This window comes from Mycobacterium sp. NGS69 (assembly GCF_059812165.1).
In genome coordinates, this window is record NZ_JCALCD010000007.1 from 51,960 (window position 1) to 76,308 (window position 24,349).

18 protein-coding genes and 1 riboswitch are annotated in these 24,349 nt (G+C 69.0%); of the genes, 15 read left to right on the top strand and 3 right to left on the bottom strand.

The annotated features are described in order from the left end of the window. Positions 1 to 8: 8 nt before the first annotated feature. From eccE to AC5Y2S_RS20745, 8 genes are all read left to right on the top strand, one after another. Entirely contained in the window at positions 9 to 1,211 is a 1,203-nt protein-coding gene (gene eccE / locus AC5Y2S_RS20710; RefSeq protein WP_499958050.1) for a type VII secretion protein EccE, read from the top strand. After that, positions 1,208 to 3,037 (top strand): type VII secretion AAA-ATPase EccA, encoded by a 1,830-nt coding sequence (eccA, locus tag AC5Y2S_RS20715; protein WP_499958051.1) that lies wholly within the window; start codon positions 1,208 to 1,210, stop codon positions 3,035 to 3,037. The genes eccE and eccA overlap by 4 nt, the downstream gene beginning before the upstream one ends. Positions 3,038 to 3,657: 620 nt before the next feature. After that, positions 3,658 to 4,935, top strand: a complete 1,278-nt coding sequence (locus tag AC5Y2S_RS20720) for a PPE family protein, SVP subgroup (protein ID WP_499958052.1) — start codon at positions 3,658 to 3,660, stop codon at positions 4,933 to 4,935. 71 nt (positions 4,936 to 5,006) lie between these two features. Further along, positions 5,007 to 5,182, top strand: a riboswitch (M-box (ykoK) riboswitch). A 413-nt stretch (positions 5,183 to 5,595) separates the two neighbouring features. After that, positions 5,596 to 6,798, top strand: coding sequence for a PPE family protein (locus AC5Y2S_RS20725; protein ID WP_499958053.1), 1,203 nt, complete (start codon positions 5,596 to 5,598; stop codon positions 6,796 to 6,798). A gap of 957 nt (positions 6,799 to 7,755) precedes the next feature. Beyond that, on the top strand, positions 7,756 to 9,072 hold the full coding sequence (locus AC5Y2S_RS20730; RefSeq protein ID WP_499958054.1) for a PPE family protein: 1,317 nt from the start codon (positions 7,756 to 7,758) through the stop codon (positions 9,070 to 9,072). Between the two features lie 34 nt (positions 9,073 to 9,106). Continuing rightward, entirely contained in the window at positions 9,107 to 10,522 is a 1,416-nt protein-coding gene (locus AC5Y2S_RS20735) for a PPE family protein (RefSeq protein WP_499958055.1), read from the top strand. A 27-nt stretch (positions 10,523 to 10,549) separates the two neighbouring features. After that, positions 10,550 to 10,879 carry a DUF732 domain-containing protein gene (locus AC5Y2S_RS20740; protein ID WP_499958056.1) on the top strand — a complete coding sequence of 110 codons (330 nt, stop codon included), beginning with the start codon at positions 10,550 to 10,552 and terminating at the stop codon, positions 10,877 to 10,879. 124 nt (positions 10,880 to 11,003) lie between these two features. Further along, entirely contained in the window at positions 11,004 to 11,711 is a 708-nt protein-coding gene (locus AC5Y2S_RS20745) for an MgtC/SapB family protein (RefSeq protein ID WP_499958057.1), read from the top strand. Between the two features lie 13 nt (positions 11,712 to 11,724). On the opposite strand, the gene AC5Y2S_RS20750 is transcribed toward AC5Y2S_RS20745, so the two are convergent. Beyond that, on the bottom strand, positions 11,725 to 12,924 hold the full coding sequence (locus AC5Y2S_RS20750) for an NAD(P)/FAD-dependent oxidoreductase (RefSeq protein ID WP_499958058.1): 1,200 nt from the start codon (positions 12,922 to 12,924) through the stop codon (positions 11,725 to 11,727). Between the two features lie 63 nt (positions 12,925 to 12,987). Here AC5Y2S_RS20750 and AC5Y2S_RS20755 point away from each other — a divergent pair, with 63 nt between their 5' ends. Then, on the top strand, positions 12,988 to 13,920 hold the full coding sequence (locus tag AC5Y2S_RS20755) for a sterol desaturase family protein (RefSeq protein WP_499958059.1): 933 nt from the start codon (positions 12,988 to 12,990) through the stop codon (positions 13,918 to 13,920). A gap of 98 nt (positions 13,921 to 14,018) precedes the next feature. After that, on the top strand, positions 14,019 to 14,693 hold the full coding sequence (locus tag AC5Y2S_RS20760; RefSeq protein WP_499958060.1) for an Rv1815 family serine proteinase: 675 nt from the start codon (positions 14,019 to 14,021) through the stop codon (positions 14,691 to 14,693). 6 nt (positions 14,694 to 14,699) lie between these two features. Here the strand turns inward: AC5Y2S_RS20760 and AC5Y2S_RS20765 are convergent, their stop codons facing one another. After that, on the bottom strand, positions 14,700 to 15,146 hold the full coding sequence (locus AC5Y2S_RS20765; protein WP_499958061.1) for a nitroreductase/quinone reductase family protein: 447 nt from the start codon (positions 15,144 to 15,146) through the stop codon (positions 14,700 to 14,702). Between the two features lie 109 nt (positions 15,147 to 15,255). On the opposite strand from AC5Y2S_RS20765, the gene AC5Y2S_RS20770 reads away from it, so the two are divergent. From AC5Y2S_RS20770 to AC5Y2S_RS20780, 3 genes are all read left to right on the top strand, one after another. Continuing rightward, positions 15,256 to 15,939: a TetR/AcrR family transcriptional regulator gene (locus tag AC5Y2S_RS20770; RefSeq protein ID WP_499958062.1), complete on the top strand. Its 684-nt coding sequence runs from the start codon at positions 15,256 to 15,258 to the stop codon at positions 15,937 to 15,939. A gap of 136 nt (positions 15,940 to 16,075) precedes the next feature. Continuing rightward, complete coding sequence (locus tag AC5Y2S_RS20775) at positions 16,076 to 16,576, top strand: VOC family protein (RefSeq protein WP_499958063.1); 501 nt, start codon at positions 16,076 to 16,078, stop codon at positions 16,574 to 16,576. Positions 16,577 to 16,649: 73 nt separating this feature from the next. Next, complete coding sequence (locus AC5Y2S_RS20780; RefSeq protein ID WP_499958064.1) at positions 16,650 to 18,107, top strand: FAD-binding protein; 1,458 nt, start codon at positions 16,650 to 16,652, stop codon at positions 18,105 to 18,107. Positions 18,108 to 18,179: 72 nt separating this feature from the next. Here AC5Y2S_RS20780 and bacA read toward each other — a convergent pair whose 3' ends face one another. Continuing rightward, complete coding sequence (gene bacA / locus AC5Y2S_RS20785; RefSeq protein ID WP_499958065.1) at positions 18,180 to 20,099, bottom strand: vitamin B12 ABC transporter pemease/ATP-binding protein BacA; 1,920 nt, start codon at positions 20,097 to 20,099, stop codon at positions 18,180 to 18,182. An 81-nt stretch (positions 20,100 to 20,180) separates the two neighbouring features. Here bacA and AC5Y2S_RS20790 point away from each other — a divergent pair, with 81 nt between their 5' ends. Continuing rightward, the gene (locus AC5Y2S_RS20790; RefSeq protein ID WP_499958066.1) at positions 20,181 to 21,824 is read left to right on the top strand and encodes an acetolactate synthase; all 1,644 of its coding nucleotides are present in this window, start codon (positions 20,181 to 20,183) and stop codon (positions 21,822 to 21,824) included. Positions 21,825 to 21,926: 102 nt separating this feature from the next. Continuing rightward, on the top strand, positions 21,927 to 24,251 hold the full coding sequence (gene secA2, locus AC5Y2S_RS20795; protein WP_499958067.1) for an accessory Sec system translocase SecA2: 2,325 nt from the start codon (positions 21,927 to 21,929) through the stop codon (positions 24,249 to 24,251). The last annotated feature ends 98 nt before the right edge of the window (positions 24,252 to 24,349 follow it).

Below are 24,349 nucleotides of genomic sequence, written 5' to 3' on the forward strand. Positions count from 1 at the left end.
CAATAGCAATGAAGGCGCAGCGAAGTTTCGGATTATCTTTGTCGTGGCCGCGGGTCACCGCGGTGTTCATTGTCGACATCCTGATCCTGTTGGTGGCCAGCCACTGCCCGGCCTCCTGGCAGGGGGAGCACCACATCGCGTTCTGGGTCGGGGTTGGCCTTGCGGCGGGGGTCACGCTGCTGTCCGTGGTCACCCACCACGGCCTCACCGTGACCTCGGGCCTGGCCACCTGGCTGTGGGACTGGTCGGCCGATCCGGGCACCGCGCTGACGGCGGGCTGCACGCCGGCGATTGACCACCAGCGCCGGTTCGGGCGCGACCGGGTCGGCGTGCGCCAGTACGACGGCCACCTGGTGAGCGTGATCGCGGTGGACGGCGGCGACGACGATTCCGGGCGCCACCGGCACCGGAACACGGCGGCAATCCTGCCGGTGCACGCCGTCGCCGACGGCCTGCGCCAGTTCGACATCCACCTCGACGCCATCGACATCGTCACGATGAAGGTGCGCCGTGGCGGCCCCGAATCCAGGGCGGCCGAGAAGTCCAAGCTGGACGACTGGGGACCCGAGGAGTGGGGCGTGGTGAGCGACCAGCCCGCCTCCTACGTGCGCCGCACGTGGCTGGTGCTGCGGATGAACCCGCAGCGCAACGTCGCCGCCGTGGCGGCCCGCGACTCGCTGGCGTCGACCCTGGTGGCGGCCACCGAGCGGCTCGCCCAAGACCTCGATGGGCAGAATTGCGTGGCCCGGCCGTTGACCGCCGACGAGCTCGCCGAGGTCGACAGCGCGGTGCTGGCCGACCTCGAGCCGACCTGGAGTCGCCCCGGATGGCGGCACCTCAAGCACTTCAACGGCTTCGCCGCCAGCTTCTGGTTGACCCCGTCGGACATCACTTCCGACACCTTGGAAGACCTGTTGCAGCCCGACGTTGGCGCGGCCGTCGTCACGATCCGGCTCGTCACCAGCGGCGGCCGGCCGCAGCTGTCGGGCTGGGTACGCTACCACAGCGAGCGCCGCCTCCCCAGGAGCGTGTGGTCGGGACTCAACCGGCTCACCGGCCGCCAATTGGCGGCGGTCCGCGCCAGCCTGCCCGCCCCGGCGGCCCACCCGCTCTTAATCGTCCCGAGCCGTCCGTTGCTCGACGACGATGATCTCGTGCTGTCGGTCGGTCAGGAGCGGGAGAGCGCAGCGAGCGTGCCCGTCGCGCAATGACGCGCTCGCAGTCGACCGCCGAAGACGCCCGTAACGCAATGGTCGCCGGGCTCTTGGCGTCCGGAATTTCGGTCAACGGGCTGCAGCCCAGCCACAACCCGCAGGTGGCTGCGCAGATGTTCAACACGGCCACCACGCTCGACCCGGGGATGTGTGACGCCTGGCTGGCGCGGATGCTGGCCGGGGAGCAGAGCCTCGAGGTGCTGGCCGGCGCGTGGGCCGCGGTCCGGACGTTCGGTTGGGAGACCCGCCGCCTCGGGGTGACGGACCTGCAATTTCGGCCCGAGATCTCGGACGGATTGTTTCTCCGGCTGGCCGTCACCAGCGTCGAGTCGCTGGCCTGCGCGTACGCGGCCGTGCTCGCCGAGGCGAAACGCTACGGGGAAGCCGCGAAGCTGCTCGACGGCGTCGAGCCCCGGCATCCTTTCGACGAGGAAGTCGTCGAGTACGTGCGCGGCGTGCTGTACTTCCGCACCGGCCGGTGGCCCGACGTGCTCGTTCAATTTCCCGAGGGCAAGACCTGGCGGCACCCCGAGCTGAAGGCCGCGGGAGCCGCGATGGCGACCACCGCGCTGGCCTCGCTGGGGGTGTTCGAGGAGGCCTTCCGGCGCGGCCAGGACGCCGTCGAGGGTGACCGGGTGCCGGGCGCGGCCAACATCGCGCTGTACACGCAGGGCATGTGCCTGCGGCATGTCGGCCGCGAGGACGAGGCCGTCGAGCTGTTGCGCCGGGTGTACTCGCGGGACCCGAAGTTCGCCCCGGCCCGAGAAGCCTTGGACAACCCCAACTATCGGCTGGTGCTGACCGATCCGGAGACGATCGAGGCGCGCACCGACCCGTGGGACCCGGACAGCGCGCCGACGCGCGCGCAGACGGAGGCCGCCCGCCACGCGCAAGAGGCCGCCAAATATCTCGCCGAGGGGGACGCCGAGCTCAACGCGATGCTGGGCATGGAACGGGCCAAGCGGGAAATCAAGCTCATCAAGTCGACCACCAAGGTCAATCTGGCCAGGCAGAAGATGGGCCTCCCGGTGCCGGTGACCTCGCGCCACACCCTGCTGCTGGGGCCGCCTGGGACCGGCAAGACGTCGGTCGCGCGGGCCTTCTCCAAGCAGCTGTGCGGCCTCACCGTGTTGCGCAAGCCCGTGGTGGTGGAGACCAGCCGCACCAAGCTGTTGGGGCGGTACATGGCCGATGCCGAGAAGAACACCGAGGAGATGCTCGAGGGGGCGCTGGGCGGAGCCGTGTTCTTCGACGAGATGCACACGCTGCACGAGAGCGGATATCACCAGGGCGACCCCTACGGCAACGCGATCATCAACACGCTGCTGCTGTACATGGAAAACCACCGCGACGAGCTGGTGGTGTTCGGCGCGGGTTATGCCAAGGCGATGGACAAGATGCTCGAGGTGAACCAGGGTCTGCGGCGGCGCTTTTCGACCGTGATCGAGTTCTTCAGCTACACGCCGGACGAGCTCGTCGCGCTGACAAAGCTGATGGGGCGGGAGAACGAGGACGTCATCACCGACGAGGCCGCCGAGGCGTTGCTGCCGTCGTACACCAAGTTCTACCTCGACGAGAGCTACTCCGAAGACGGGGATCTGATACGCGGTATCGACACGCTCGGCAACGCCGGGTTCGTGCGCAATGTCGTGGAAAAGGCGCGTGACCACCGCAGTTTCCGGCTCGACGACGAAGACCTCGACTTGGTGCTGACCAGCGGCGAGTTCAGCGAGGCCCAGCTGCTCAGGTTCAGGGAGCTGACGGCCGAGGATCTCCTCGAGGGCATCCGCACGGCCGTCGCCGAGAAGAAGCCGTCGTCGTAACACCGCTGGCGCGACTCTGACTAGCCAACGGCCCCAATCGTTTTCGGTGGCATCCGGGCAGGTGGCGATTCACGCGGCGGTCGGGGCCCGCGGCGATTTCTATGAGCTTTCTATTAATTTCCAATGGGTGAGCGGTTCGCATTGCCGGGCGCTGGCACCGGTGCCACCATGATCCTCAATGCTCATCGCCGAGCGCAGTTTCCCCGCGGAAATGGGTCTTGAGAAGGGGATTTAGGTCTATCGTCGCAAGACGCCTAGAAATCAGGCGGCTTTTGCCCTACGCATGGTTTTCGCCGGGGCCTCGTCCCGATTCGGGCAACCATGGCGCCCGTCCGTGAGCGCCTCGGGCGATGACGGGAGGTGGGCGCACTGGCCGAGTTGACCATTAACGCATGAGAACAACGACCGTTTCTTTCCGATCCGGTCGCGGCGCGCTCGCCGCCGTTTGATTCGGCAACACCCGACATCGCTCGGCGGCCACCTGCCCGGAACCGGGTCGGACTATCAGCTTCTTTAAGGAGTAGTCCGATGTATTTCTTTGTAACACAACGGAAATCGCCGCGCAACGCAACCGTGCATGCCGCCGAAACCGTGACGGCCGGTTAAGGGAGGTGTTGGCAATGGATTTCGGAGCACTACCACCAGAAGTCAACTCCGCCCGCATGTATGCCGGGCCGGGCTCAGCGCCGATGATGGCCGCCGCGACGGCCTGGGCCGCGCTCGGTGCGGAGCTCGGTTCGACGGCGGCCTCATACGACGCGGTCATCACGGGGCTGACGAGCGAGGAGTGGATGGGGCCGGCCGCCGCGTCGATGGGCGCCGCCGCGGCGCCCTATGTCCAGTGGATGACCAGCACCGGGGCGCTCGCCCAGCAGGCGTCCGCTCAGGCGGCGGCCGCGGCGGCGGCCTACGAGGCCGCGTTCGCCATGACGGTGCCCCCGGCGGAGGTGGCGGCCAACCGCGCCCTGCTCGCGGCGCTGGTTGCGACCAACTTCCTCGGGCAGAACACCCCGGCGATCGCCGCCACCGAGGCGCTGTACGGCGAAATGTGGGCCCAAGACGCGGCGGCGATGTACGGCTATGCGGGGAGCTCGGCGGCGGCCTCGACGCTGACGCCGTTCGATCAGCCGGTCCAGACCACCAATCCGGCCGGGCCGGCCGCCCAGGCGTCGGCGGTCACGCAGGCCACGGGCACGGCGGCGGGCACCGGCAGCCAGACGGTGGACCAGCTGATGTCCGCGATACCCACTGCGCTGCAAGGGTTCTCGTCACCGCTGTCGGGGATCGCGAACCCCGCCGCGGCCATCCCGGGCCAGGGACTACTCGACGCCATCCTGAACTTCCTGGACGGGGCAGACGGCAACGCGATCGGCACGTTCTTGAACTCCTCGTTCGTCAACGGGTTCGTCTCGGCCGGATACGTGAGCCCCGCCATCATCGAACCGGCCGTCACGGCCGCGATGGCCGACATCAACGCGGTGTCGGTGGCCGCACAACCCGCGGCGACCGCGCTCCCGCCCATGGGCGCGGGCTCCGGGAACGCCATTTGGACGCCCCTGCCGGGAGCCGCCGGGATGGCGTTGGGATCGGGCGGCCTGGGAGCCGCGGACCTGAGCGGGTTTTCGGCCGGCACCAACCAGGCGGCTTTGGTGGGGCGATTGTCGGTGCCACAGGCCTGGACGGCCGTCGCCCAGGTGGAGAACCACGCGGGGGCAACGTTCGCCGGCGGTGGCTGGACCAACGCGGTCGGTCCGGGCGCTGGCGCGGTGCCGGCCGGAGCGGCACCGATTCCGGGTATGCCGGGCATGCCCGCCGCCACGGCCGCGGGAGGCTACGGCCACGGCCCGCGCTACGGCTTCCGCGTGACCGTGATGCCGCGCCCACCGGCCGCCGGGTGACGGCCGGACTGTTGCAAACGCGTTGCAGCTGGGTTGACTTATCGACTAGCCGGGTGCCACCATGGCCTCTGCAAGCACCTCGCTAGGTGAGGCGTCTGCACGGATACAGGCCACTGACCTCGAACGTCGAAAGACGCCCAGGGTCAGGACAGCTCCTCCCGGCTTAAGGGTTGAGCCCAAGTGGCTTCCGGCTCGGCTGAATCGGATACGCCGTGTGGTGCCAAAGCTCTGACGAGAGGGGTGTGGTCTCCGGGAGTCCCAGCCCGGGCCCTTCTCCCCGTGTGCGAGTCGAAGGCATCCCCGTGTGCCCAGGCCGTGAGGAGGTGAGAGCGAAATGAGTCTCGGCGATAGTCCGTATTCCAGATCGACCATTTCGATTCGATCCGGCCCCGGCCCCTTTCTGACTGTCTGAACGGCTCACCCCGCCAGACCTCGTACCGACGCGTCCGCCTAGCGGATCGCGCCGGTGGATCGCGCTGATACCAGCCACCATTGCCGGCCGGCCCGGATCACCCTCTTCACGTGAGGAGTAGTCCGATGTCGCTTGTCTTCGCACGTCCGGCGGCGCTCGCTGATGTGGCCCGCGACTTTGCCGTAGCCACAACACGTTTCAGCACGCACACCACCACAATCGCGGCGCGTTAGGGGAGGGGGCCGACGATGACCGCCGCACTCGATTTCGCGACGCTTCCACCGGAAGTGAACTCCGGCCGGATGTACACCGGGACGGGCTCGGGCCCGATGCTGGCCGCCGCGTCGGCTTGGCATGGGCTCGCGGCCGAATTGCGCTCCACCGCATCGTCTTACGGCGCGGTGTTGGCCGCGCTCACCGGTGAGGAATGGCACGGCCCGGCATCGGTGGCGATGGCCGCCGCCGCCGCGCCGTACGCGGCCTGGTTGGGTACGACGGCCGAGCGGGCCGAGCAGACCGCGGTACAGGCCGAGGCCGCCGCGGCGGCCTACGAGGCCGCGTTCGCCGAGACGGTGCCCCCGCCGGTCATCGCGGCCAACCGTGCCCAGCTGATGGCGCTGATCGCCACCAACATCCTCGGCCAGAACACGCCGGCGATCGCGGCGACCGAGGCCCAGTACGCCGAAATGTGGGCCCAAGACGCCGCCGCGATGTACGGCTACGCCGCCTCGTCCGCGGTCGCCACCCAGTTGAGCCAGTTCACCGAGCCGCAGCGGACAACCAGCCCCGGCGGGCCGAGCGCGCAGTCGGCGGCGGTGGCCCAAGCCGTCGCCACCCCGGCCGGCGCTCAGCAGAGCACGATGTCGCAGCTGATGTCCGCGCTGCCCTCCGCGCTGCAGGGGCTGGCGTCGCCCGCGTCGTCGCAGACTCCGGCGGCGGAGATCATGGGGCTCCTCACCGGGTCCGGGTCGGGATCCGCGACGCTGGACAACCTTTGGGCCGAGTGGGGACCCAACGCCAACATCTGGAACACCGCCTTCTCGTCCGGGTTCTACATGCCCAGCAACACGCTGGCGCCATTCCTGAGCCTGCTGGGCCAGGGGGCCGCCGCCGACGCGGCCGACGCGGCCGGCCAGGCGATCGACGGCGCGATCGGTGAGGCGGTCGCGGGCCCCGCCGTCGGGGGCGTCGGCAGTGGCGTCTCGGCCGGGCTCGGGCACGCGCCGATGATCGGAGCGCTATCGGTGCCGCCGAGTTGGACCGCACCCGCGCCATTGGCCGGGCCGCTGGCGTCGTCGCTCGGCGGGACGCCCATGGTGGCGCCCCCGGCCATGGCGGCCGGCATGCCCGGGATGCCGATCGGGCCCACCGGTGTGCAACCCTACGGGCGGGCCATGCCGCAGTACGGCTTCCGCCCCACCTTCGTCGCGCGCCCCCCGGCGGCCGGCTAGGACCGGTCGCCGGGCGCCGCCTCACAGGCGGCGCCCGCGCGGATTGAGCTTTCCGCAACCTCGCGATCACACCGCCGGGCAGCGCTGCGGCGCGGTGGCCACAGCGAATCGGCCAAAGCCGCTCACAGCAAACTTCCAGCAGCAAATCAGCGTTCGGGCAGCAACGAATGCGTACGCTAGGTGAAATTTAGGGGAGCACCGGATGACGACAAACTTTCGATTCGGCGACGGTGGCCGCCGACGCGGCTGTGTCCAGGCGGATGCACCTGGGCAACGGGCGCGGAGGGGCCGGCGGCAACATCGCCGCGCCGACGGTGCCGTCGGAGCGTGCCGGGCTTGAATGCATTTCATAAGAATTGCGGTGGACGCGCGAGCTAACATGGAAATTGCCGTTTCGCGAGCTCGACGAGCCCTCACACTCACCACATGACGAATATGTTAATTGCTTAACGCAGTGCAATAAGGACGGCGCGGCGTATTAATTGCACCGATTCGGATGCGTAGAGCAGGCGGACGGCGGCGTTCTGTCGACAGATCGTGTTCACATTCAGACAAATTAAGGCCCGTTCCTGACCGCTTGCTGGATATCGCCTTCGAGTAAGCTGGACAAGGCATTCGACACAGAAATGTCGTAGCTGATGAGCAGCATTCTCACAGGCACAAGGGGCCTCTGACACTCGTCGTTTACCTTACTATTACATCCCGGGAACGCGTCGCGAATACGTTTCGATCACGATGATCGCTACATTAGGTCAGCGGCGCCTAACGCCGGGCGGACCGCCGCCTCTGACACATTTTGAATGGGAGTGTGGAACCCTGTTGTCTTCATACACGTCAAATCAGCGCATGAATTCAACGGCGGATTCCATGGATTTCATTAGAGCTGCCGCGTGGGTGCGGACGGGGCGGAAAGCCGCGCCTACCATGGCGGCCACTCAGGGGAGCGGGAGGAAATAGATGTTGGATTTCGGTGCGCTACCACCGGAGATCAACTCCGGACGGATGTATGTCGGCGCGGGGTCGGGGCCGATGCTGGCAGCCGCGGCGGCCTGGGACGAGTTGGCGACGGAGTTGCAGTCGACAGCCGCCGCTTACGGCTCGACGATCCAGACTCTGGCGGCCGGACCGTGGACCGGGCCGTCGTCCATCGCGATGGCGGCGGCGGCCTCCCCATACGTGGCGTGGATGAGCGCGACGGGCGCCCAGGCCGAAGAGGCGGCCAGCCAGGCCAAGATCGCCGCGGGCGCCTACGAGACGGCGTTCGCGGCCACGGTGCCCCCGCCGGTGATCGCCGCCAACCGGGCCCTGCTTATGACGCTGATCGCCACCAACTTCCTGGGACAGAACACCCCGGCGATCGCGGCCACCGAGGCCCAATACGCCGAGATGTGGGCCCAGGATGCCGCCGCGATGTATGCCTACGCGGCCTCGTCGGCGACCGCGTCGACGCTGACGCCGTTCACCGAGCCGCCGCAGACCACCAACGCTGCGGGCGCGCCGGCGCAGGCGGCCGCGGTCTCCCAAACCAGCGGCGCGAGCGGCCTAAACATCGGCACGCAGCTGTCGCAACTGATCAACTCCCTCCCGACCGCGCTGCAAAGCCTCGGCAGCGGCTTGCTGAATTCGCCGACGACGGGTTCGACCAACCTGTTGTCGGGGCTCGCCCTGCCGCAGCTGGTCAACCTGCCGTCGACGTCGTCCTTGCCGGCGGGCCTGGGGAGCGACCTGACGAGCTGGAACACCATCTGGTCGACCCTCACGGGGCCGTACTCCCTACAGGGATGGACGGCCATACCCGGCGGACCGTTCCTGTCGTTCGGCCAGGCCTACGCCTGGGGTCAGAACGGGCAGGGGGCAGCGGCCTACCTGGCCGGCCCGAAGGCCATCAGCGGCGCGTTGGCGCCGCTGACGCAGGGCGCCAGCGCCGTCAAGCCGATGTTGAGTTCGGCCGTCGGCGCGCAGGGCGCCATGGGCAAGGCGGCCCTGGTCAGCGGCTTGTCGGTGCCGCAGGGCTGGACGGAGGCCGCGCCCGCCATCAAAACGCTCGCCCAGGTGCTGCCCGCCAATGCGGCGGCCGCGCCGGTCGCCTCGCTCGCCGGGGAGGAAGGCGTGTTCAGCCAGATGGCCCTGTCCAGCCTGGCCGGACGCGCGGTTGGGGCCGCGGCCTTCCAGTCCGCCGGCACCGGCGGCGCCACCGCGGCCTCGCTGGGCGGTGCCGTCGCGGCTGATCCCGCGGCGGCCACCATCATCGTCATCCCCGCGCTGGAGGACTGACGCCATGACCGACACCAGGCAAGGGGAGTAGCCGATGTTCTACGCAGCATTTCCGCCCGAGTTCAACTCGGGAAGGATGTACGCCGGCCCCGGATCGGGCTCGCTGCGCCAGGCCGCCGCCGCGTGGGAGGGGCTGGCCAGCGAACTGCAGTCCACCGTGTCCTCCTATACGTCGGTGATCGACAGCCTGACCAGCGGCTCCTGGGTGGGCCCCTCATCGTTCAGCATGGCCGCCGCAGTCACGCCCTATCTGGCCTGGATGCAGGGCACCGCCGCGCAGGCCGCCGAGGCCGCCGCCCAGGCCACCGCGGCGGCCGGCGCGTACGAGACGGCGTTCGCCGCGCACGTGCCGCCGACTGAGATCGCGGCCAACCGCAGCCAACTGGCCCAGCTGGTGGCGACCAACGTCTTCGGGCAGAACACCCCGGCGATCGCGGCGACCGAGATCCAGTACGCCGAGATGTGGGCCCAGGACGCCGTGGCCATGGACACTTATGCGGGCTCCTCGGCGGCCGCCTCCAACGTCACGCCGTTCACCGAGGCGCCGACGATCACCAACGCCGGCGGGCTGGCCGGCCAGGCGGCGGCGCTGACCCAGGCCGCCGGGACCTCGGCCGGCAACGCTTCGTCGATCGTCTCGTCCCTGTCCTCGTCGCTGACGACGGCGGGGGGCCCACTGTCCTGGCTGCTGCAGACCGGCGCGAACCTGAGCACCTCCTACACCGCGACCGTCACCGCCCTGCTGAACGGCCTGTTCGGGCCTAGCGGGGCCACGACGATCATGGCCATGTACAACGCGGTGAAAGTCCCGCTGGGCCTCACCACGCAGTTCAACGACATCGGGTTGCTCATCAACTTCCCCGTGTCGCAGTGGCTCAAGTTCGCCCCACCCGTCGCCTACGGGGCGCTCCCCAAAGACGCGCTGGGCGCCGGACTGGGGGCGTTGGGCTTCGGCCGCGGCACCCTGTACAACGCCGTCTCGGCGGGCATGGGCAATGCCGGCACGCTGGTCGGCAACCTGTCGGTCCCGCCGAGCTGGGCCACGTCCACCCCGGCCATCCGGACGGTGGCCGCCGCACTGTCGGCCGCCGGGCCGGACGCCGTGCCGGCGGCCGCGCTCGGCGAGGGCGGGCTGCTGAGTGCCATGTCGGTGGCCGGGATGCTGGGCAGCGCCTTCGGCGCCGGGGCTCCCAGCGCGCTGAGCGGCGCCGGCGTGCGCGGACGCATCAAACCCATCAAGGACCTCAAGGACGCCCACTCGCCGGAAAACCTGAAGCGGCTGGTGGCGCAAATATCCGAGCAGCCCGAAAGCGTGCAGCACCACAACGTCGACCAGGAAGGCCTCGACGCCCTGCTCGAGCAGCTGGCCAAGAAGCCCGGCATCCACGCGGTGCACCTCCGAAAGGGCGACAAGCCACAAGTCGTCCCCTCAGACGCGCAAATGGGTTAGGCCGCAACCGAATCGGGAGAGCAACCAATGAACAAACTACTGCTGACACTCGCGGGCACCGCGACCATGATGTTCGGCCTCGCCGTACCCGCGCACGCCGATCCGCCCCCGCCGCCGCAGGGTGACGACGCGGGCTTCCTGGCAGCGTTGCACCAGGTCGGCATCAACTACTCCAGCCCGGATGCGGCCGTCGCGTCGGGCAAAGCGGTGTGCACTTGCCTGAACAACGGCGAGTCGGGCCTGGAGCTGGTGCACGACGTGAAGACCCACAACCCGGGCATGGACATGGAGAACGCGTCCAACTTCGCGATGATCTCCGCGAAATTCTATTGCCCGCACCAACTTTCCAAAGCCTAGCGCCGGATGGCCCGCCGGTTGCGGCGGCGTGACGACCAGGCGACCCGAGCGGGGGCGGTCCACCTGCCGTTTACCTGAGCGTGCTTAGCTGCCGCCGTCCGTTGGGGGAAGGAGGTGCGGTGCCATGACGACGTTGAGCGTCGCCGAATTCGCCCTCCGACTCGGCGTCGGGGTGGGCTGCGGCGCCTTGATCGGGCTGGAGCGGCAGTGGCGGGCCCGGATGGCCGGGTTGCGCACCAACGCGCTGGTGGCCGGCGGCGCGACGCTGTTCGTGCTTTACTCCGTCGTCACCGAGGACAGCAGCCCCACCCGCGTCGCGTCCTACGTGGTGTCCGGGATCGGGTTTCTCGGCGGGGGCGTGATCCTGCGCGACGGGTTCAACGTCCGCGGCCTCAACACCGCCGCGACCCTGTGGTGCTCGGCCGCGGTGGGCGTGCTGGCCGCCTCGGGGCACCTGGTGTTCACCGCGATCGCCACCGGCACCGTGGTCGCCATCCACCTGTTCGGGCGCCCGCTGGGACGGCTGATCGACCGCGAGGACGTCGCCGAGGAAGACGAGGGCCTGCAGCCCTACCTGGTGCAGGTGGTTTGTCGCCCGAAGTCCGAAAAGTACGCCCGCGCCCACATCGTCCAGCACGCCGGCGGCAACGACATCACGCTGCGCGGCATCCACACCGGGCACGCCGCCGACGACGAACTCACCCTGACCGCGCACCTGCTGATGGACGGCCCCACACCGGCCAAGCTCGAGCGGTTGGTGGCGGAGCTCTCGCTGCAGCCGGGCGTCCGCGCGGTGCAGTGGTACGCGGGGGAAAAGGCGCAGGCGGACTGACCCGACCGGGTGGTCAGGGGCGGGCCTGCAGTTCCGGCGCGGCGGCGGCCAGCAACTCGGGCCGGCTGCCGCTCAGCGGGGGGTAGATGCGCCTTGCGTTGATCGTCTGCTTAGTGGCCTTGGCCTCGGGCCCGGTCGAAACCACCAGCCGATCCCACCCCTCGGTGTAGACGGCCCCCGCCGGACCGAGATCGAGAACCGTTACGTACCAAGGGATTCGAAGTGCCAGCATCGGCTCGTCGAACAGGTCGCTGATGACGTTGTAGCCGGCGTAGCGGCCCATCGGGCGCCCGTGTTGACACGACATCACCGACAGGTGCTCGTCGTCCATCCGCGCGGCGGCCACGTCGCCCGCGGCGAAAACCCCGGGCACGCCGGGCACCCGCAGGTAGTCGTCGACCTGCACCCGGCCCAGGCGGTCGAGTGGCACACCGAGCTGCTCGGTCAGCGAACTGGCCCGCATGCCCGCGCACCACACCACGGTGGCCGCCTCGAGCTGCTCCCCCGAGGACAGCGTCACGCGCCGCTCGGTCACCTCGGCGACGCCTGTGCCCGTTCTGATTTCGACTCCGTTGCCGGACAGGGCCCGTTCGATCACCGGACGCGCCGAGGACCCCATGTCGGATCCCACCAGGGGGTTGCGGTCGACCAGGATCACGCGCGGGGTGGCGCCTCGCTGAGAGAACAAGGCGCGCAGCCGAATCGGCAGCTCGCTGGCCGCCTCGATGCCGGTCAGTCCCGCACCGACCACGACGACGGTGGCCGCCGCCGGCGTCGGCGAGTCGTCGGCGAGTTCGCGTAGGTGGCGCTGCAACGCAACGGCGCCGTCGTAGGTGTCGACGTCGAAACCGAACTCCCGCAGCCCCGGGATGGCGGGCTTGACGACGTGGCTGCCCGACGCCACCACCAGCCGGTCGTAGCCGTGCGTCGCGCCGCCCAACGTGGTGACCGTGCGAGCGCCCGTGTCGATGCCGGTCACCTCGGCGGTGACGTGCGCAACGCCGACGGGGCCGAGCAGGCCGGCGAGCGGGATTCGACAGGGCGTCAGGTCGGCTTCGTAGTTGCGCACCCGGATGTCGTGGAAGGGTTGGGCGCTCACCACGGTGATGTCGACGCTGCCCGCCGGGATGGCGAGCTCGTCGCACCGCCGGGCCGCGCCGAGGGCCGCCCATAACCCGGCGAACCCCGAGCCGATTACCAGCACTGCGGCCAAGTGCTCAACACCTCATTGGTACGGGCCGTTACCAGAGTCGGCCGATGGTCGTAATCTATCGGTGTGAATGCTGTCATCGGGTTCTGGTTCGCGCTGCCCCCGCAGGTGCGCGACCCGGTGCTGTTCGCCATCCCGTTCTTCCTGTTGCTGTTGACCATCGAATGGACCGCGGCCCGCAAGCTGCAGCGCAGCGAGGCCGAGGAGCGGCCCGGAGCCGGCGCGTACCTGACCCGCGACTCGTGGACGAGCATCTCGATGGGCCTGGTCTCGATCGCCACCAGCGCCGGCTGGAAGGCGTTGGCCCTGCTTGGCTACACCGCGATCTATGCCTACCTGGCGCCGTGGCACCTCTCGCCGGCCAAGTGGTACACCTGGGTCGTCGCGCTCGTCGGCGTCGACCTGCTGTACTACGGCTACCACCGCATCGCGCACCGGGTCCGGCTGATCTGGGCGACGCACCAGGCCCACCACTCCAGCCAGTACTACAACCTGGCCACGGCGGTGCGCCAGAAGTGGAACAACAGCGGCGAGGTGTTGATGTGGGCTCCGTTGCCGCTGTTGGGACTCCCGCCCTGGATGGTGTACTTCAGCTGGTCGCTGAACCTGATTTACCAGTTCTGGATCCACACCGAGCGCATCGACAAGCTGCCGCGGCCGTTCGAATTCGTCTTCAACACCCCGTCGCACCACCGGGTGCACCACGGGATGGACCAGGTCTATCTGGACAAGAACTACGGCGGCATCCTCATCATTTGGGACCGGCTCTTCGGCAGCTTCCAGCCCGAACTGTTCCGCCCCCATTACGGCCTGACCAAGCAGGTCGACACGTTCAACATCTGGAAGCTGCAGACCCGCGAATACGTCGCCATCGCCCGCGACTGGCGATCGGCAAACCGCCTGCGGGATCGGCTGGGCTACGTATTCGGGCCGCCGGGCTGGGTACCGCGCGGGGCGGAGCGGACCGACGGCGCTGTGCCACTGGTCACGCCGGGGTAACGCCAACGCCGTCAAGTGCGAAAAGATCAACGAGGGGTGAGATCAAGCCGTAACGTCACCCTTCGGGTCGGCATTTCACGGAGGGATCGGAGCTCATCATGCGCCGCCTGGCACTGCACGCATTCGCCGCCTCGGCATCCGTCCTGGCAGTCGCATCGTGGCTGCCGCCCCTGCAGGCCAAAGCGGACCCCCCGGTGGTCTTTCCCGGCATGGAGATCCACCAGGACAATCGCCTGTGCACCCTCGCCTACGTCGACCCGGGCCTGAAGATCGCGTTCACCGCCGGGCACTGCCGCGGCAGCGGGGTCGTCTACGACCGCGAACACAACGTCATCGGCCGTCAGGCCACGTTCCGCGACAACACGCCCAGCGGCACCACCGTGGCCACCGACCAGTCGATCAACGATTACGAGGCGATCGTGCTGGACAGCGGCGTGACGGCCAACAACGTGCTACCGGGCGGGCGCCCGCTGGAATCCAACCCGGCCCTGGCGCTTGCGCCGGGCCAGGCGGTGTGCCATTTCGGCGTCGTCACCGGCGAGACCTGCGGCACCGTGGAAAGCGTCAACAACGGCTGGTTCACCATGTCGCACGGTGTCCAGAGCCAGCGGGGCGATTCCGGGGGACCGGTGTACCTGGCGCCCAACGGCGGCCCGGGGGAGATCGTCGGGATCTTCAACAGCGTCTGGGGCGATCTGCCCGCGGCCGTGTCGTGGCGGGCCACCTCGGACCAGGTCCGCCAGGATCTCGGGGCGACGCCCAACCCCCGCTGATCCCGCCTACCCGGCCGGCTTGAGCACGAACACCGGAATCGAGGGTGCGCCGGCGAGCAGCTGCTCATCCGTGGAATCCGGCGTCAACCCGCCGACGTAGTCCTTGACCTGCCAGTACCAGCGGGCCAAATAGCGCCTCAGCACCTCGGGCTTGGCCGCGTCGCCCACCTCGGTGACGTGGGCGCGTCGCCGCCGCCAGCGCGGACCAACCTCGACGACGCCCGCCGCCCTCACGTTGCGGGCCCACTGCGTGTTGCCGCGCGGGGAGACCAGGTAGTCCACGCCGTCGATCGTGAGCAGGTTGATCACCACCGCACGCGCTTTCCCGCTCTTGCGGCCACGGACGCGCAGCGCCCGGGTCCCGGCGATGCTGATGCCCAGCTCGGCGAGCCAGCGGATCACCGCGTTGCCGGCGCGGGCAACGCGACCTGGTTCTTCGTAGCGCGTGGCCATGGTAGGTCCTCCCTGGAGATGCGAGAGCGGTGCTCTCTGTGTCGGACACGCTGCCACAGCCGCCGCCAAAAAGCAAGAGCGGTGTTCTCGGTTGTGTCAGACTGGCCGCGTGGGCAAACGCCAGGAGTCGCGGGAGCAGATCGAGGCGCGAATCATCGAACTTGGCCGGCGCCAGCTGGCGGAAGCCGGCGCCGCCGGGTTGTCGGTGCGCGCGATAGCCCGCGACCTGGGCATGGTGTCCTCGGCCGTGTACCGGTACGTGTCCAGCCGCGACGAGCTGCTGACCCTGCTGCTGGTGGACGCCTATTCCGACCTGGCCGACAGCGTGGACCGGGCCCGCGAGACCGCGGGTGAGGCGTGGAGCGACGACGTCATCGCCATCGCGCGGGCGGCCCGGGCGTGGGCCGTGGCCGACCCCGCCCGCTGGGCCCTGCTGTACGGCAGCCCCGTCCCCGGCTATCACGCGCCCGCCGAGCGCACGGTTCCCGCCGGCACCCGCGTGGTGGGCGCGTTCTTCGACGCCGTGGCCGCCGGCATTGCGACCGGCGATATCCGCCTGACGAACGACCTGGCGCCGCAACCGATGTCGTCCGACTTCGAACGCATTCGCCACGAGTTCGGGTTTCCGGGCGACGACCTGGTGACCGCCAAGTGCTTCCTGCTGTGGGCGGGCGTGCTGGGCGCCATCAACCTCGAGGTGTTCGGGCAATACGGCGCCGACACCCTGACCGATCCGGCGGCGGTGTTCGACACCCAGCTGCGGCTGCTGGTGGACGTGCTGACCCAGCACTGACCCGCCACTCACCCAGCACTGACCCATCGAATTAGAACGTGTTCACCGGCCTTTTTGCACGGTCGACCCTGCCGCTCGCGGCAAAGCCTTGCCGGCCCTTTCTGGTGGCCGGCCGGCTGGGCTATCCTGCGAGACGATGACCCTTCCCACTCAATCGCCGACGCAGATCGCCTGGGTCACCCCGGACCTGGATGCCACAGAAACCGCCCTCACCGGCCTGTTAGGCGTTCGGAAGTGGGTGCGGATACCCGAGGTGCACTTTGCGCCGGACAGCTGCAGCTACCTCGGCAGGCCCGCCGATTTCGTCGCCAGCATCTCGCTGAGCTACCTCGGAGACATGCAGTTGGAGCTGATCTCACCGGTCCACGGGAAGAACATCTATAGTGACTTTTTGCGCGAATCCGGGCCCGGTCTGCACCACATTTGCACGGAGGCGCCGAGCCCGGAGGCATTCGACGCAGCGTTGGCGGAGGCCGCCGCGCAGGGCGCGCCGGTCGTGCAGCAGGGCGTGATGCCCGGCGGCATCCAGTTCGCCTACGTGTCGGCGCGGCAGGCCGGGGTGCCGTATCTGGAGATCGCCTACGTCACACCGGAGATGAGGGCGTTCTACGACTACATCAAGCAGGAGCAGCAATGAGCCGCGCCGGCGACGATGCAGAACGTAGTGATGTGGGGGTACCTCCCGCTTGCGGGGGAGAGGAGTGGCGCCAATGAGCACCGAGATCCCGGCAACTGTCAACGCGGACACGGTGTCCTCCTGGTCGGACGAGGTCGACGTGGTGGTGATCGGCTTTGGCATCGGCGGCGGGTGCGCGGCGGTCAGTGCCGCGGCCGCGGGCGCGCGGGTGCTGGTGCTCGAGCGCGCGGCCGCGGCGGGTGGCACCACTTCCCTTGCGGGGGGCCACTTTTACCTCGGCGGCGGGACCGCCGTGCAGGAGGCGACCGGCCATCCCGACTCGGCCGAGGAGATGTACAAGTATCTCGTCGCGGTGTCACGGCAGCCGGACCACGACAAGATTCGCGCCTACTGCGAGGGCAGCGTCGAGCATTTCAATTGGTTGGAAGACTTGGGTTTTCAGTTCGAGCGCAGCTACTTTCCGGGCAAGGCAGTGATCCAGCCCAACACAGAGGGGTTGATGTTCACCGGCAACGAGAAGGTGTGGCCCTTCCTGGAGCAGGCGGTCCCGGCGCCGCGCGGCCACAAGGTGCCCGTGCCGGGCGACACCGGCGGCGCCAGCATGGTGATCGACCTGCTCCTCAAGCGGGCCGCGAGCCTCGGCGTGCAGGTGCGCTACGAGACCGGTGCCAGCCAGCTGATCGTGGACGACGCCGGGGCCGTGACCGGCGTGACGTGGAAGCAATTCTCCGAAACCGGTGCGATCAGGGCAAACTCGGTGATCATCGCTGCCGGGGGCTTCGTGATGAACCCGGACATGGTAGCCAAATACACCCCGAAGCTGGGCGAGAAGCCTTTCGTGCTCGGCAACACCTACGACGACGGCCTGGGCATCCGGATGGGCGTCTCCGCGGGAGGCGCCACCCAGCACATGGATCAGATCTTCATCACGGCGCCGCCCTACCCGCCGTCGATCCTGCTCACCGGGATCATCGTGAACAAGCTCGGACAGCGGTTCGTCGCCGAGGACTCATACCACTCCCGCACGGCCGGATTCATCATGGATCAGCCGGACAGCGCGGCGTTCCTGATCGTCGACGAGGCCCACCTGGAGCATCCCAAGATGCCGCTGGTGCCGCTGATCGACGGCTGGGAGACCGTGCCCGAGATGGAAGCCGCGCTGGGCATTCCGCAGGGCAACCTGGTCGCGACGCTGGACCGCTACAACACCCACGCCGCCCGCGGCGAGGATCCCGATTTCCACAAGCAGCCGGAATTCCTTGCGGCGCAAGACAAAGGGCCGTGGGGCGCGTTCGACATGTCGCTGGGCAAGGCGATGTACGCCGGATTCACCGTCGGCGGGCTGGCCGTGTCCGTGGACGGGCAGGTGCTGCGCGACGACGACAGCGTGGTGCCCGGCCTGTACGCGGTGGGGGCGTGCGCATCCAACATCGCCCAGGACGGCAAGGGTTATGCCAGCGGGACGCAGCTGGGCGAGGGCTCGTTCTTCGGGCGCCGCGCCGGAGCGCACGCGGCTGCGTCGAGCCTGTAATTTCGCAGGGAAAGTGCGAGTAAACCCCTGCGGATTTACAGCCTCGCCGCGCCTTCGCCGAAACTCGCCGGCCTAAACCCCGGCCGGTTCCTTCGCCACCGGGCCCAGGCGCCATTCGCCACCGCCGAGCAGGTGCAGCTGTTGCGCATGGTGCTGCTCGACGGTGGGCCGGTGGCTGACGCTGACCAACACGGTGTCCGGCAGTTCGGTGCGCACCAGCTGGTACAGCGCGAACTCCAGCCCCTCGTCCAGCGCCGAGGTGGCCTCGTCGAGGAAGACCGCCTTCGGCTTGGTCAGCAGGATGCGGGCGAAGGCGACACGCTGCTGCTCACCGGGGGACAGCACCTTGGCCCAGTCCTGCTCCTCGTCGAGCCGGGCCGCAAGCGGCGCCAACGCCACCTTCGTCAGCACGTCGTGCAACTCGCCGTCGGAGACATCGCCCGGCTCGTTCGGGTAGCACACGACCGTGCGCAGGCTCCCCAGCGGCACATACGGCAACTGCGAGAGGAACATCGTGGCGTTGTCGCCCTCGGGACGACACAAAGTCCCCGAGGCGTACGGCCACAACTCGGCCAGGCTGCGCAGCAGCGTGGTCTTGCCGGCGCCCGAGCGCCCGGTGATCACCAGCGAGTCACCGTCGTCGAGCGCCACATCGAGCGGGTCGATCAACTGGTCTCCGGCCGGCGTGCGCACCTCGACACCGCGCAGCTCGACCGTCGCCTCGTCGCTCGGCTTGACCAGGATCGTCGGCAGCGCGCGGCCCTGGCTGTTCGCGTCGACGAGCCCGTGCAGCCGGATGATTGCCGCCCGAAAGGCGGCGAACGCGTCGTAGTTGTTACGGAAGAACGACAGCGAATCCTGAATGTTGCCGAATGCCGTCGCGCTCTGGCCGACATCACCGAAGTCGATCCGGCCGGCGAACAGCCGCGGCGCCTGGATCACCCACGGCAGCGGGACGATGATCTGCGACATCGACCAGTTCCACCCGTTGAAGATGATGGTCCGGCGCACGAACTTGCGGTAGTTGGCGATGATCGGGGTGAAGCGCCGCCACAGCTGCGCCCGCTCGACCCGTTCGCCGCGATAGAAGCCCACCGCCTCGGCCGCGTCGCGCAACCGCACCAGCGCGTAACGGAATGCGGCGTTGAGTTTCTCGTTGTTGAAGCTCAGCCAGATCAGCGGATGGCCCAGCCAGACCGCGACCACGGTCGCGACCAGCACGTAGACCAGGACCGTGACGAACATCGCGCGCGGCAACTCGAAGCCGAAAAGATCCAGACTCCCTGAGAGCTGCCACAGGATCGCTGCGAAGGAGATCACCGAGGCCACCGCGTTGACGGCCCCGAACAGCAAGGTGCTGCCCGTCCCGTTGGACGGGATGTTCGGGGTGCCCCCGGCGTTGGCGGTGAAGATGTCGATGTCCTGCTGGATGCGCTGGTCCGGGTTGTCGATGGTGTTGTCGATGAACAGGTCCCGGTAGTAGGCCTTGCCCTCCAGCCAGTCGTCGGTGAGGTTGGCGGTGAGCCAGACGCGCCAGGCGATGATGAATCGCTGGGTCAGATAGATGTCGATCATGAACCGGATGACATACAGCGTCGCCAGCACGCTGAAAATCCCGATCGACATCCAAAAGCCATGAATCCCAGACTGTTTGACGTTGGCGTCGTCCGCCGCGATGCCCTGCACGGCCTTCTGCACCGCGGTGTACAGGTCGTTGCCCTGGTAGCTCAGCAACACGGTGAGCCGCACCGAGAGCAGCACCGACAGCAACAGCACGCCGAGCATCGCCCACACCTTGACGCTCGACCGGCCGACGAAGTATCCGCGGGTGATCCGCCAGAACTGCCGGCCCCACGGCGTCAGATACCGGAACGCCACGAGCCCGGCGAGCAGACAGACCGCCCCGATCGCCCAGGCTATGGCGACCCACCGCAGGGAATCCATCGGTGCCGCCGACCAGTTGATCGACGGCGTGAACGGCTTCGGGCCCATGGTCGATGTCTCCTTAAGGTCGAGGCCTGACACGAAATCCTTCGGCGAAGGTACCCGAGGGATTGTCGATAGGCTGCCTGGATGAGCATCGACGCTCCGTCCAGCCAGACCGTACATGCCGGCCGACTCATCGCACGCCGGCTCAAAGCCAGCGGCATCGACACCGTGTTCACCCTATCGGGCGGCCACCTGTTCTCCATCTACGACGGGTGCCGCGACGAGGGCATCCGGCTGATCGACACCCGCCACGAACAAACCGCGACCTTCGCCGCCGAGGGCTGGTCGAAGGTGACCAGGCTGCCCGGGGTGGCGGCGTTGACCGCCGGGCCGGGCGTCACCAACGGGATGAGCGCGATGGCGGCGGCGCAGCAGAACCAGTCGCCCCTCGTGGTTCTGGGCGGGCGGGCGCCCGCGGGGCGCTGGGGCATGGGCTCGCTGCAGGAGATCGATCATGTGCCGTTCGTGGCGCCGCTGGCCCGATTCGCCGCCACCGCGCAGTCGGCCGACGACGCCGGCCGGTTGGTCGACGAGGCATTGCGGGCGGCGGTCGGCGCCCCGTCCGGTGTCGGGTTCGTCGACTTTCCGATGGATCACGCCTTTTCGATGTCCGAGGACGACGGCCGGCCCGGCGCCCTGGGCACGGTGCCGCCCGGCCCGGCCCCGGACGCCGTGGCCCTGGACCGTGCCGTCGGCCTGTTGGCGGCGGCGCAGCGGCCGGTGATCATGGCGGGCACCAACGTCTGGTGGGGACACGGCGAGGCCGCGCTGCTGCGCCTCGCGGAGGAGCTTCAGATTCCGGTGCTGATGAACGGGATGGCCCGGGGTGCGGTGCCCGCCGACCACCCGATGGCCTTCTCACGGGTGCGCGGCAAGGCCCTCGGCGAGGCCGACGTGGCGCTGATCGTCGGCGTGCCAATGGATTTCCGGTTGGGCTTCGGCAAGGTGTTCGGGCCGGACACCCAGCTGATCGTCGCCGACCGCGGCCAACCCGTCCGCGAGCATCCCCGTCCCATCGCCGCGGGCCTGTACGGCGATCTGAGTTCTATCCTGTCGGCCCTCGCCGCGACACCTGGCGCCGCACACCAGGATTGGGTCGCCGCGCTGCGCACGGCCGAGACCGCGGCGCGCGCCCAGGAGAAGGCCGAGCTGGCCGATGACCGGACCCCACTGCATCCGATGCGGGTCTACGCGGAGCTGGCGCCGCTGCTGGACCGCGACGCCATCGTCGTCATCGACGCCGGCGACTTCGGGTCCTATGCCGGCCGGGTGATCGACAGCTACCTGCCGGGCTGCTGGCTGGACAGCGGCCCGTTCGGCTGCCTCGGGTCGGGCCCCGCCTACGCGCTGGCCGCCAAGCTGGCCCGGCCGGACCGCCAGGTCGTGCTGCTGCAGGGCGACGGCGCCTTCGGCTTCAGCGGGATGGAATGGGACACCCTGGCCCGGCACGGCGTGCCGGTCGTGTCGGTGGTCGGCAACAACGGGATCTGGGGGCTGGAGAAGCACCCGATGGAGGCGCTGTACGGCTACTCGGTGGTGGCCGAATTGCGTCCGGGCACCCGCTACGACGAGGTCGCGCGCGCCCTCGGCGCCCACGACGAACTGGTGTCCGCGCCCGCCGAGTTGCGGCCCGCGCTGGAGCGCGCCTTCGCCAGCGGCCTACCCGCCGTCGTCAACGTGCTCACCGACCCGGCCGTCGCCTACCCCCGCCGATCCAACCTGGCCTGATTCCTTCGGGCCGCGAGCGTGCGCAGTTGCACGCGTACGCCCGGCGTGTCGCGGTCAAACACGCACGCTCGCGGGTGATTGGGGCTCGCGTACCGTTGACCTGTGCCAAAGACCACCCGGACCCAACCCGGCCGCCTGAGTAGTCGCTTCTGGCGCCTACTCGGCGCCAGCACCGAGAAGAACCGCAGCCGCTCCCTCGCGGACGTCGACGCCTCGTCGGAATTCGACAAGGAGGCCGCCGATCTCAGCGACGAGAAGCTGCGCAAGGCGACCGGGCTGCTCAAGCTGGACGACCTCGCGGAGTCCGCCGACATCCCGCAGTTCCTCGCGATCGCCCGGGAGGCGGGCGAGCGGACGACGGGATTGCGGCCGTTCGACGTGCAGCTGCTGGGGGCGTTGCGGATGCTCGCCGGCGATGTGATCGAGATGGCCACCGGTGAGGGCAAAACCCTGGCGGGCGCGATCGCCGCGGCCGGATACGCCCTCGGCGGGCGGCACGTGCACGTGGTGACCATCAACGACTACCTGGCGCGCCGCGACGCGGAATGGATGGGCCCGCTGCTTCAGGCCCTGGGGCTGACGGTCGGCTGGATCACCGCGGAGTCGTCGAGCGAGGACCGCCGCGCCGCCTACGGGTGCGACGTCACCTACGCCTCGGTCAACGAGATCGGCTTCGACGTGCTGCGCGACCAGCTGGCGACCGACGTCGACGACCTGGTGTCACCCAACCCCGACGTGGCGCTGATCGACGAAGCGGACTCGGTGCTGGTCGACGAGGCGCTGGTGCCGCTGGTGCTGGCCGGCACCACGCACCGCGAGACGCCCCGGTTGGAGATCATCAAGCTGGTCGGCGAGCTTGATGCCGGGACGGATTACGACACCGACGCCGACAGCCGCAACGTGCACCTGACCGACGCCGGCGCGCGCAAGGTCGAGAAGGCGCTCGGCGGCATCGACCTGTACTCCGAGGAGCACGTCGGGACCACGCTCACCGAGGTCAACGTGGCGCTGCACGCGCACGTGCTGCTGCAGCGCGACGTGCACTACATCGTGCGCGACGACGCGGTGCACCTGATCAACTCCTCGCGCGGCCGCATCGCGCAACTGCAGCGCTGGCCCGACGGGCTGCAGGCCGCCGTCGAGGCGAAGGAGGGCATCGAGACCACCGAGACGGGCGAGGTGCTCGACACCATCACCGTGCAGGCGCTCATCAACCGCTACGCCACCGTCTGCGGCATGACCGGCACCGCGCTGGCCGCCGGCGAGCAGCTGCGCCAGTTTTACAAGCTCGGTGTCTCACCGATTCCGCCGAACACCCCGAACATTCGCGAGGACGAATCCGACCGCGTCTACATCACCGCCGCCGCCAAGAACGACGCGATCGTCGCGCACATCGCCGAGGTGCACGAGACTGGGCAGCCGGTGCTGGTGGGCACCCGCGACGTGGCCGAGTCCGAGGAGCTGCACGAGCGCCTGCTGCGGCGCGGCGTGCCCGCGGTGGTGCTCAACGCGAAGAACGACGCCGAGGAGGCCAAGGTGATCGCCGAGGCCGGCGAGTACGGCACGGTCACCGTGTCGACCCAGATGGCCGGGCGCGGCACCGACATCCGCCTCGGCGGGTCCGACGAGGCGGACCACGACCGCGTCGCCGAACTGGGCGGGCTGCACGTGGTCGGCACCGGCCGCCACCACACCCAGCGGCTCGACAACCAGCTGCGCGGCCGCGCCGGACGGCAGGGCGACCCCGGGTCGTCGGTGTTCTTCTCCAGCTGGGAGGACGACGTCGTCGCGGCCAACCTCGACCACAACAAGCTGCCCATGCAAACCGACGACGACGGCCGGATCGTCAGCCCCAAGGCGGCCGGCATGCTCGACCACGCCCAACGGGTCGCCGAGGGCCGGATGCTCGACGTGCACGCGAACACCTGGCGCTACAACCAGTTGATCGCGCAGCAGCGCGCCATCATCGTCGATCGGCGAAACACGTTGCTGCGCACCGCGACCGCGCGCGAGGAACTCGCCGAGCTGGCACCCGACCGCTACGAGGAACTGTCCGAAGACATCTCCGAGGACCGCCTGGAGAAGATCTGCCGGCTCATCATGCTGTATCACCTCGACCGGGGCTGGGCGGATCACCTGGCCTACCTGGCCGACATCCGCGAAAGCATCCACCTGCGCGCGCTGGGCCGGCAGAACCCGCTCGACGAGTTCCACCGGATGGCGGTCGACGCGTTCGCGTCGCTGGCCGCCGACGCCATCGAGGCGGCGCAGCAGACGTTCGAGACCGCGAACGTGCTCGAAGAGGAGCCGGGGCTGGACCTGTCCAAGCTGGCGCGGCCGACGTCGACGTGGACCTACATGGTCAACGACAACCCGCTGTCGGACGACACCCTGTCGACCCTGAGCCTGCCCGGGGTGTTCCGCTGACAATCGGTCCCGACTGCGGGCCGTGACCTTGTTGCGTTGAGGTCACGGCTGGGCGTTCGCGTTCTGCGTGGTGCAGAATAACGCTGGTGCTGCGCCGA